Genomic DNA, 9,043 nt, shown 5'->3' on the forward strand with positions numbered 1-9,043 from the left:
TCGAAGGAGAGAGCGCAGCGACGGGGATCGCCAGCGGCGTGATCGTCGGCGTAGACAGAGGGTTAAAATCACCGGCCCCCACCCCGAGGACGAGGCGCACGGTGTTCAGCAGATACTCCGCCAGCACCGTGTCGACCAGATGCTGCCACACCCCGTCCGTCGGCACGAAGACGCGGCTGATCACCGCCAGCACCGGCAGGGTGACCAGCGCCGCGATCACCAGCGTCGCCAGCGTCCAACCGCTGAAACCGATGCGTTGCCAGAGGGAGGAATGGAAGCCGGCGGCCTGAACCGGGCCGCCCGGTGTCGGGCCGGGGGTTTGAAAGGTGTCCGTCGTCAAGGCCAGTTACGCCCATAGGGAGGTGTCGAACGGGAGCCCTATGGTCTCACACTGTGCGAATAACTCGCAATGACAACATGCCGCATCCCTTTCCCCCGACGGTATGACAGGGATGCGGCCGCCGTTTGTGGTTACTTGGTGCCGAACATGCGGTCGCCCGCGTCGCCCAGGCCGGGGACGATGTAGGCGTTCTCGTCCAGATGGCTGTCGAGCGAGGCGGTGAAGACCTTCACCCGCGGGTGGGCGGCGGCGAAGACGCGCATGCCCTCCGGTGCTGCGACCAGCGCCATGAAGCGGATGTTCTCGTCATCCACGCCGTGGCGGTTCAGCACGTCGCAGGCGTGGACGGCGGAGTTGCCGGTCGCCAGCATCGGGTCGACGACGATGAACAGGCGGCCTTCGGCCTCCGGCAGCTTCACCAGATACTCGTGCGGCATCTTGGTGTCGTGGTCGCGGTAGAGGCCGATGTGCCCCTCGCGCGCCGACGGCACCAGCTCGTGCAGGCCCTGGGCCATGCCGAGGCCGGCGCGCAGCACCGGCACGATGGCCAGCTTCTTGCCGGCGATGACCGGCGCGTCCATGGGCTGGAGCGGCGTGTCGATCCGCTCGGTCGTCAAAGGCAGGTCGCGGGTGATCTCATAGCCCATCAGCAGCGAAATCTCGCGCAGCAGGGTGCGGAAGCCGCCGGTGGAGCGTTCCTTGGCCCGCATCAGCGTCAGCTTGTGCTGGATCAGCGGGTGGTCGAGGATGAACAGATTGGGAAATTCGGTGTGGGTGCGCATGGATCTCGTGCCGCGGCCTGTCTAGACCCCGATCCTAACCCGGCGGACCCGCTTCGGCCAAGCCGCCCTTACGCGATCCCGCCGGATGCACCGCTCGGAGGACGAAAATCAGCGGCGGTTGGGAAGCGCCGAGCGCCCCGCCACGACCTCCGGCTGGTCGACCCCGTAGCGGACCACACGGTTGCGCCCACTGTTCTTCGCCTGATAGAGGGCGCGGTCGGCGCAGACCACCATCTCCTCCACCGGCAGATCCTCCCCGGCCTCGACCAGCCCGAAGGAGGCGGTAACCGCAACCCGCCGCCCGTCCGGCAGCGTCACCGGGGTCCGCGCCAGTTCGCCGCGCAGCCGCTCGATGACCCGGAACCCCTCGGCGAGGCCGGTTTCCTTCAAGCAGATCAGGAACTCCTCGCCGCCCATGCGGAAGGCCTCGTCGAAGCTGCGGATGCCCCGGCTGATGGCGGCGGCGGTGGCGGCCAGGACACGGTCGCCGATGTCGTGGCCATAGGTGTCGTTGATGCCCTTGAAGCGGTCGATGTCGCAGATGGCGACGCAGAAGGCCGGGCCGTTGCGGCGGAAGCGGTTGTGCTCGCGCTCCAGCGCCTCCTGCATGCCGCGGCGGGTGCGCAGGCCGGTCAGCGGGTCAAGCCCGCTCGCCGCCGCGCCGAAGGCGCGCTCGACCCGGCGCAGATGCAGGACGAACTCCTCGAAGCGGGCGATCACCCCCTCATAGTCGGCCTCGCTGGGGCTCTCGCCGCCGGCCGCCTTCAGCAGAAGCAGTTTGGCTTTGCGGTGCATCTGCTCATGCAGGGTGACCAGCTTCTCCACGGCGGGCTGGTGGGCCAGATCGTCGGCGTTGACCGCCACGCACCACGCCGCGAAGGAGGCCGGCGCCGACACCCGCTCGCCCCCCTGCCCGCTGCGGAAGAAGACCGCGCGGTGCCACTGCCCGATCCATCGCAAATGCTCGTCGAGGACGAGGCCGAGGCTGTCGGATGGCGAGCGTGTGTCGGACGAGTTGGTCATCGGGCTTGCACGGCTTCCCTTCGGACACATCCATCGGTCGCGGCCGGCGGATGCCAACAGTATCGCACGAAGTCATACCCCGGGTCCGCAACCCGGTCGTGCGATTAAGTTGTGCCCATCCGCCAAAAGGGAAAGCCCTGCGGCAACATCAAATTTTATTCAAATGCCCATCCGCGACGCGGCGTCACAGCCCGGCCACGCTGCTCAGGAAGCGGCGGATCAGCTCCGGGTCCTTGTGGCCGGGGCGGTCCTCCACGCCCGACGACACGTCGAGCGCCGTGGCGCCGGTGGTCCGCACGGCCTCTGCCGCGTTCTCCGGCTTCAGCCCGCCGGACAGCATCCAGGGCTTCGGCCAGCTCCGCCCGGCGAGCAGCGTCCAGTCGAAGGCGATGCCGTTGCCGCCCGGCAGGGCCGACACCTTGGCCGGCGGCTTGGCGTCGAACAGCAGACGGTCAGCGACCTCGGCGGCCTCCAGCGCGGCGGCCAGATCCTCCGGCCCGCCGACCTTGATCGCCTTCATCACGGGAATGTTGAACGCGGCTTTCACCTCGGCGATGCGGCGCGGCGTCTCCTTGCCGTGGAGCTGGATCAGGTCTAAGGGAACTTGGCTGACCACATGCTCCAGGAAGTCGTTCTCGGGATCGACGAACAGCCCGACCGTGCGCACGCCGGTGGGTACCAGCCGCGCCAGCTCCGCCGCCATGGACGGTGCGATGGAGCGCGGGCTCGGCGGGTAGAAGACGAAGCCGACATAGCGCGCCCCGCCGGCCACGGCGGCGTGCAGCGACAAGGGCTCGGTGAGGCCGCAGATCTTCACGCTGACAGGCTTGGGGACGGGCATGGGGGCTGGTCCTTACAGTTCCGAAACGATGCGTCGGGCGGCGGCTTCCGGATCGGCGTCGCCGGTGATCGGGCGCCCGATGACCAAATGGTCCGCCCCGGCGGCCAGCGCCTCGGCGGGAGTCATGACGCGCTTCTGGTCGTTGGCAGCAGCCCAGGCGGGGCGGATGCCCGGCACCATCAGGATGAAGTCCGGTCCGCAGGCCTCGCGGATCAGCGCCACCTCGGCGGGGGAGCAGACGACGCCATCCACTCCCGATTCCTTGGCGAGCAGCGCCAGCCGCTTCACCTGATCGGCCACCGGGACGCTCTGCCCGACGGCCTGGAGATCGGCGGCGTCCATGCTGGTCAGCACGGTGACGGCGAGGATCTTCGGACGGTCCTCACCCGCGCTCGCCGCGGCCTCCGCCGCCGCGCGCATCATCGCCGGACCGCCGGAGGTGTGGATGGTCAGGAAGGCGGGCTTCAGCGGCAGCGCCGCCCGGATGCCGCCGGCCACCGTGTTGGGAATGTCGTGCAGCTTGAGGTCGAGGAACAGCGGCGGGCCATCCTCGCCGATCACCGCGCGGATGCCCGCCGGACCGTGGGCGATGAAGAACTCCAGCCCCAGCTTGATCCCGCCGACCACCCCCGCGATCCGCCGGCCGAGGTCGCGGGCGGTGTCGAGGTCGGTCGTGTCGACGGCGCAGAAGATGCGCGAGGCGGGCGCGATGCTGGGCGTGCTGGGCGTACTCATGGAAAAACGGCTCTCCGGACCCTGGACGATGGTGATGGCGCGCAGCCTAACAAGGGCCGGCGGCAATCACCAGACTTCCGGGGCCGGAGAGCGGGTCGGAACCGCTATTCGCGGTTCACGTCGACGCGGCCGGTCGGGTTCGCCGCCGGAGCAGCGGTCGGCGTGGCGGCCGGAGCGCCCGCCGCCGGGTTGGCCCCCTGCGTGTTGACGTCGCGCAGCGAGGCGGCGGCGGCGCGGCGGCGCTCCTCGGCGACCTGCGCGCTGTCGTAATCGGCGGTGGCGGCGTCATAGCCACTCCAGCCGGCTTCGCGGTAGCCCTGCGCCCGGCCGGGAATGTCCACCGAGCCGTGGCGCTGCATGACGGCCAGCGCGGAGTCGCACATCGCCACCTCGACCCGGCCGACCAGCAGCACGCCGCCGCGGCGCACGCCCTCGGCGAAAACCTCCGCGTCCTCCCGCGTCACGCCGACACCGGTCAGCATGGAGACCCGGCGGTCGCGGGCGTCGAAATTCGGGTCCTCCCCGAAATCGGCGGCGTGGCGCCAGCTTTCCAGCCGGTTCTCGGTCGCCAGACTGGCCGAGGAGCCCAGCTTCGCGCTGTCGGCGCCCATCATGGTGAAGTCCTGCCTCAGATTGGCGGCTTCGAGTTCGCTCAGCGCGCGTTCGGCGCCGGACAGATCGTCGTACAGCGCGACAATGGTCTTCTTGTTCATGAACCCGCTCCTGTGCTGGTCCGCTCCGGACACGGTCCGGACTCAGAGGAAGAAATAGAGGAGGGCGAGGACCACCAGCACGACCAGCGCGATGACCCACCAGTTCATGGAGCCGGCCGCACCGCCCGTCGCCGTCCGGTTGCCGTCCGTGTCATAGACACCCACTTTGCGAGGTTCGTCGGCCATGGATGCTTCACTCCCTGTCGGTAAGGCTTCAGCCAACACAGGCTGATTGCCCTCTCAACAGGGGCGGAGCCGCACCGTTCCGCCGGTTCCCAGGGTCAGCGCCCGGCGGCCCAGTCCGGCAATTGCGAAGCTTGCGCCGGATCGGCGATGGCGGCGGCCAGCGCCTCGCCCAGCGCCGGGGCGAACTTGAAGCCGTGGCCGGAGCAGGCGCTCATCAGCCAGCAGCGGGCGGACAGCGGCTCGACCACAAAGCGTTCGTCGTCGGTCACCGTGTAGAAGCAGGTCGCCGCGTTGGCGAGGCTGTAGCGATGGCCGTCCGCCAGCACCCGGCGGGCGCGGTCCAGCACGTCGCGCGCCTCGTCCGGATCGGGATCGCGGTCGGTGTCCGGGTCGCCGACGCGCGAGAAGCGGTGGTCGCCCGCCTTCATCGTCGTGCCGGCCACCGGGGGAACGACGTAGACCCCGCTCTCGCCGTCCGCGTCGATCAGCATCGGCGCCGTCGCCCAGACGCCGCGCAGCCCCTCCGGCGGCATCAGATAGGCCACGACCTGCCGCGACGGGGTCAGGCGCGCCGCCGTTTCCGGCAGCAGCTTCGTTACCCAGGCCCCGGCGGCGACCACCAGCGCGTCGGCGCCGATGGTCCGGCGGTCGGCGAGCGTCACGGTGGCGCGCTCCGCGTCGATGGCCGTCACGGGGGCACGCGCGTGGACCGTCACCCCCAGCGCGTTCAGATGGTGGCTGAGCAGCTCCACGATCCGCCCGGCGAGCAGCACGCCGCCCGACTCCAGATGCAGCCCCTCCGCCACCGCGTTGGCGTCGACCAGCGGGAACTCCGCGGCGATCTGCGCCGGGGTCAGGCGGCGGAAGGGATGGCCCAGCGACTCCAGTACGTCGGCGCTGTCGGCCAGCCAGCGCCGGCCGTCCTCCGCCGAAGCGGTGCAGAGCGTGCCGCTGGGGACGAACAGCCGTTCGCCCAGATCGGTCCACAACCGTTCCCACGCCTGGAAGGCGGTGTCGGCCATGCGGGCGTAGCCGGCGCTGGCGCCGTAGGCGTGGCGGAACAGCCGGTGCTGGTCCACGGAGCTGCCGAAGGGGTTGGGCACCTGGCCCTGGTCGAAGACCGCGACCTCATGCCCGGCGCGGGCCAGCGCCCAGGCGGTGCACAGCCCCATGATGCCGGCGCCGACGACGGTGATGCGGAGAGTCATGATGGGAAAACGCCTCAGCGGATCGTGTCGTTGTGGATCACCATCTCCACCGCCAGCTGGGCGGCGCAGAGGTCTTCCAGCGCGGTGCCGACCGACTTGAACAGGGTGATCTGGTCGTAGAAGCGGCGCCCGGCGCGCTGGCCGCGGGTCAGGTCGTACAGATCGCCGGCGATGTCCGCGTCGGTCAGGATGCCGGCCTTCATCGGCTGAACGATGTCCCCCGCCTCCGTGCAGGCCCCCTCGCGGGTGTCCACGAAGACGCGGGAGCGGCGGATGCAGTCGTCGTCGGCCTCGCGCATCTCCGGGGTGAAGCCGCCGACGAGGTCGAGATGGGCGCCCGGCTGAAGCCACTCGCCGCGGATCAGCGGTTCCTTCGCCAGCGTCGCGCAGGAGATCACCTGGGCGCCGCGCACCGCCCCCTCCAGGTCGGCCGTGGCCTCGATACGGAATTTCGGACGGTGGAAGCGGCTGGCCACCTTCTTCGCCTTCTCGAGGCTGCGGCCCCAGACCAGCACATGCTTGATCGGCAGGACGGTGGCGAAGGCCTCGATCAGCTCGGGCGCCAGCGCCCCGGTGCCGACCATCAGCAACCGCTCCGAGTCGGGCCGCGCGAGGTAGGAGGCGGCGAGCGCGGAGGCCGCCGCTGTGCGCCGCTTGGTCAGGGCGGTGCCGTCCAGAACCGCCTGGGGCATCCCCGTCTTGCCGTCCATCAGCAGGTAGAGGCCCTGCACCGCCGGCAGATCCTTCGCCCCATTGTCGGGGAAGACCGTGACCACCTTGACGCCGATGGACTGGTTGACCTGCCACGCCGGCATCAGCAGCAGCGTGCCGTCGTTCTGGCCATAGGTCTCGACCGTGTGGTGGTGCCGCATCGGCACCTCGACCCCGGCGCGGAAGGTCTGCCGCATGCGCTCGATCAGCATGCGGAAGTGCAGGACGGACTTCAGCTCGGCTCCGGTGACGGTGCGCATCGGCGGCTCCCTCCACAGGTCCGGCAAAGCGGAACCCCCTCCCGCCCCCCGGCCGGACGGGAGGCCGAAGGGGTTACCGGCGGGCGGTCAGTGGACCGTGGTCGCCGGCAGGGCGGCGCCGGACCCGGTCACCGCGGGCAGGCCGGCGGTGCCGGACAGCGGACGGTTCATCTCGGCCAGACGCTTCTCCGCAGCGGCGGCGCGGGCCTGCGTCTCCTTCAACTCGCACTCCAGGTAGGACACGCGGTCGGAGGAGCGGCGGGCGCGGCGGCGGTAGCGGCGCTGGGCGTTCCAGGCGACGACGCCACCGGCCAGGAAGCCGATCACCAGCGCCACCAGCGTGGCGAGATAGACCGGGACCTCCAGCGTGAAGGGCAGCGGCCAGAGCGACAGCGTGACCAGGCCACGGTTGGAAATGGCGAACAGCACCGCGGCCAGCGCGATGGGAACGGCGATGATGAGGGCGATGAAACGCACGGGTGTGGTCCTCGTATCCATGATCGGGTGTCCGTGGTCTGGCGGGGCAACGCCGGGTCCGGGCCGATGACTCAGTGACGGGCTGTCAATGAACGGACATCATTCGTCGGTGTTCAAGCGCTCGCGCAACTGTTTTCCGGTCTTGAAGAAGGGGATCGCCTTCTCGCCCACCTCGACGGCTTCGCCCGTGCGCGGGTTTCGGCCGGTGCGGGCGTCGCGGCGCTTGACGGAGAAGGCTCCGAACCCGCGCAGCTCCACCCGGTCGCCACGGGCGAGCGCTTCGGAGATCTCGTCGAAGATGGTGCCGACGATCTTTTCGATGTCGCGCTGGTACAAGTGCGGATTGCGCTCCGCGAGCCGTTGAATCAGCTCTGATTTGGTCATGGCGATTCCGTTTCCCCCGGTTCGAGCGCCCTTGGACCGCGCTCCTTGACCTGCGCGCAAGCGTGCCACCGGGTCCGGTGACCGTCAAGCTAAGCCTTTCTGGCGGAACCCTTTTCCCGGCAACGCTCCGGCTTGCCCGATGGCCTCCGGGAAAAAGGCCCGAAATGTGATTAATCCGTCTTACGGATTGCCTTTGAACTCACCATTTCCGATGAGTTGGTTGGCACGGTCCCCATCGCCAGACTCGGTTGCCGGACTCGGTTGGAGGTTCGCCATGACACATGCCCATCACACCGGCCCCGCCGACCCGCTGGCCGGCCTGCCCTACGCGGACCGTGTCCGCACGGTCACCGCCGATCAGGCGCTGGGCTGGCTGCGGGCGGGCTGGGCAGACCTTCGGGCGTCGGGCTGGGTCAGCCTCGCCTATGGCGCTCTGTTCGTCGCCATCGGATTCGCGCTGACCGGCGGGTTGGTCCTGGCCGGGATGGCCTATCTGATCGCGCCGATGATCGGCGCCTTCCTGCTGATCGCCCCGCTCCTGGCGCTCGGCCTCTACCGGATTTCCAAGGACGTCGAGGAGGGGCGCCGGCCCAGCCTGTGGCGGGCGCTGACCGCGTGGCGGGCCAACCCCTACCACATCCTGACCGCCGGCCTGATCCTGATGCTCTATGTGATGATCTGGGCACGGATGAACGTGGTGGCCTTCGCCCTGTTCTTCCCGCATGAGGCCATCGCGCTCGACCATTTCGTGGCGCAGATGTTCAGCCTCGACGGTCTGGTCTTCACCGTCTTCATCACGGCGCTGGGCTTCGCCTTCGCCGCCTTCGCCTTCATCACCAACGTCACCGCCCTGCCGATGATGATGGACCGCCCGGTGGACGTCTTCGCCGCCGCGTTGGCCTCGGCCATGGCGGTGCTGCGCAACCCGCGGGTCATGGCGCTGTGGGCCGGGCTGATCGTGCTGGTCACCGGCGCCGGGCTGCTGACCGGCTTCCTCGGGCTGATCGTCGCCCTGCCCCTGGTCGGGCACGCGAGCTGGCACGCCTACCGCGACCTCATCAAGGAGGACGAGGAGGGGTGAGGGCGGTTTGAAAAAGGAAAAAGCCGCCGCGGGGTGACCGCGGCGGCTTTTTCTTTGGCGTCGGTACGGGAGACGGAGCCCCTCCCCGGGCCTCCCCCCCCTGTGCAGGGGGGGGGGGGGGGGAGACCAACCCGCACGCTTTCCGCCCTTCTTTGTGGCGGCGGGCCGGCGCCGGTGGCCGGGCCCCGCCACGCCCGCCGCCGGGCCGCGGCCGGTCTTCATCGCGGGTGCTCCGCGCTCCGGCACCACGCTGGTCGAGCAGATCCTGTCCAGCCATCCCGCCATCGCCGCGGGGGACGAGC

The 9,043-nt window shown here is 69.7% G+C and carries 12 protein-coding genes and 1 pseudogene; 2 read left to right on the forward strand and 11 right to left on the reverse strand.

The features are described 5' to 3' along the window. From GBZ26_RS23255 to ihfB, 11 genes and pseudogenes are all read right to left on the reverse strand, one after another. Positions 1–340: pseudogene (locus GBZ26_RS23255) on the reverse strand (hypothetical protein); the annotation flags it as partial. A 131-nt stretch (positions 341–471) separates the two neighbouring features. Further along, positions 472–1,122 (reverse strand): uracil phosphoribosyltransferase, encoded by a 651-nt coding sequence (upp, locus tag GBZ26_RS23260; RefSeq protein ID WP_014239248.1) that lies wholly within the window; start codon positions 1,120–1,122, stop codon positions 472–474. 108 nt (positions 1,123–1,230) lie between these two features. Next, a complete protein-coding gene (locus GBZ26_RS23265) occupies positions 1,231–2,145 on the reverse strand; it encodes a diguanylate cyclase (protein WP_174440886.1) in 915 nt (304 codons plus the stop codon). A 184-nt stretch (positions 2,146–2,329) separates the two neighbouring features. Next, positions 2,330–2,986, reverse strand: a complete 657-nt coding sequence (locus tag GBZ26_RS23270; protein ID WP_174440887.1) for a phosphoribosylanthranilate isomerase — start codon at positions 2,984–2,986, stop codon at positions 2,330–2,332. Between the two features lie 12 nt (positions 2,987–2,998). Then, a complete protein-coding gene (pyrF, locus tag GBZ26_RS23275; RefSeq protein WP_174440888.1) occupies positions 2,999–3,721 on the reverse strand; it encodes an orotidine-5'-phosphate decarboxylase in 723 nt (240 codons plus the stop codon). A 104-nt stretch (positions 3,722–3,825) separates the two neighbouring features. Further along, positions 3,826–4,434: a hypothetical protein gene (locus GBZ26_RS23280; protein WP_174440889.1), complete on the reverse strand. Its 609-nt coding sequence runs from the start codon at positions 4,432–4,434 to the stop codon at positions 3,826–3,828. Positions 4,435–4,476: 42 nt separating this feature from the next. Then, a complete protein-coding gene (locus tag GBZ26_RS23285; protein ID WP_014239243.1) occupies positions 4,477–4,620 on the reverse strand; it encodes a hypothetical protein in 144 nt (47 codons plus the stop codon). A gap of 95 nt (positions 4,621–4,715) precedes the next feature. Further along, positions 4,716–5,828, reverse strand: a complete 1,113-nt coding sequence (locus GBZ26_RS23290; RefSeq protein WP_174440890.1) for an NAD(P)/FAD-dependent oxidoreductase — start codon at positions 5,826–5,828, stop codon at positions 4,716–4,718. A 14-nt stretch (positions 5,829–5,842) separates the two neighbouring features. Next, on the reverse strand, positions 5,843–6,799 hold the full coding sequence (lhpI, locus tag GBZ26_RS23295) for a bifunctional Delta(1)-pyrroline-2-carboxylate/Delta(1)-piperideine-2-carboxylate reductase (protein ID WP_038525893.1): 957 nt from the start codon (positions 6,797–6,799) through the stop codon (positions 5,843–5,845). A gap of 87 nt (positions 6,800–6,886) precedes the next feature. Next, on the reverse strand, positions 6,887–7,276 hold the full coding sequence (locus GBZ26_RS23300; protein ID WP_174440891.1) for a lipopolysaccharide assembly protein LapA domain-containing protein: 390 nt from the start codon (positions 7,274–7,276) through the stop codon (positions 6,887–6,889). A 99-nt stretch (positions 7,277–7,375) separates the two neighbouring features. Then, the gene (ihfB, locus tag GBZ26_RS23305) at positions 7,376–7,660 is read right to left on the reverse strand and encodes an integration host factor subunit beta (RefSeq protein ID WP_014239239.1); all 285 of its coding nucleotides are present in this window, start codon (positions 7,658–7,660) and stop codon (positions 7,376–7,378) included. A 274-nt stretch (positions 7,661–7,934) separates the two neighbouring features. Between ihfB and GBZ26_RS23310 the strand changes: the two genes are divergently transcribed. Together GBZ26_RS23310 and GBZ26_RS30740 are read left to right on the forward strand one after the other, a co-directional pair. Further along, positions 7,935–8,741 carry a DUF2189 domain-containing protein gene (locus tag GBZ26_RS23310; RefSeq protein ID WP_174440892.1) on the forward strand — a complete coding sequence of 269 codons (807 nt, stop codon included), beginning with the start codon at positions 7,935–7,937 and terminating at the stop codon, positions 8,739–8,741. A gap of 154 nt (positions 8,742–8,895) precedes the next feature. Continuing rightward, on the forward strand, positions 8,896–9,043 hold a 148-nt coding region (locus GBZ26_RS30740; protein WP_345772061.1), incomplete at its 3' end, for a sulfotransferase.

Source organism: Azospirillum formosense (assembly GCF_013340925.1).
Lineage (GTDB): Bacteria > Pseudomonadota > Alphaproteobacteria > Azospirillales > Azospirillaceae > Azospirillum > Azospirillum formosense.

Coding starts and splice junctions, on each gene's coding strand:
- pyrF (WP_174440888.1), bottom strand. CDS start 3,721: ATGAGTACGCCCAGCACGCCCAGCATCGCGCCCGCCTCGCGCATCTTC.
- GBZ26_RS23270 (WP_174440887.1), bottom strand. CDS start 2,986: ATGCCCGTCCCCAAGCCTGTCAGCGTGAAGATCTGCGGCCTCACCGAG.
- GBZ26_RS23285 (WP_014239243.1), bottom strand. CDS start 4,620: ATGGCCGACGAACCTCGCAAAGTGGGTGTCTATGACACGGACGGCAAC.
- lhpI (WP_038525893.1), bottom strand. CDS start 6,799: ATGCGCACCGTCACCGGAGCCGAGCTGAAGTCCGTCCTGCACTTCCGC.
- upp (WP_014239248.1), bottom strand. CDS start 1,122: ATGCGCACCCACACCGAATTTCCCAATCTGTTCATCCTCGACCACCCG.
- GBZ26_RS23290 (WP_174440890.1), bottom strand. CDS start 5,828: ATGACTCTCCGCATCACCGTCGTCGGCGCCGGCATCATGGGGCTGTGC.
- GBZ26_RS23310 (WP_174440892.1), top strand. CDS start 7,935: ATGACACATGCCCATCACACCGGCCCCGCCGACCCGCTGGCCGGCCTG.
- GBZ26_RS23280 (WP_174440889.1), bottom strand. CDS start 4,434: ATGAACAAGAAGACCATTGTCGCGCTGTACGACGATCTGTCCGGCGCC.
- ihfB (WP_014239239.1), bottom strand. CDS start 7,660: ATGACCAAATCAGAGCTGATTCAACGGCTCGCGGAGCGCAATCCGCAC.
- GBZ26_RS23265 (WP_174440886.1), bottom strand. CDS start 2,145: ATGACCAACTCGTCCGACACACGCTCGCCATCCGACAGCCTCGGCCTC.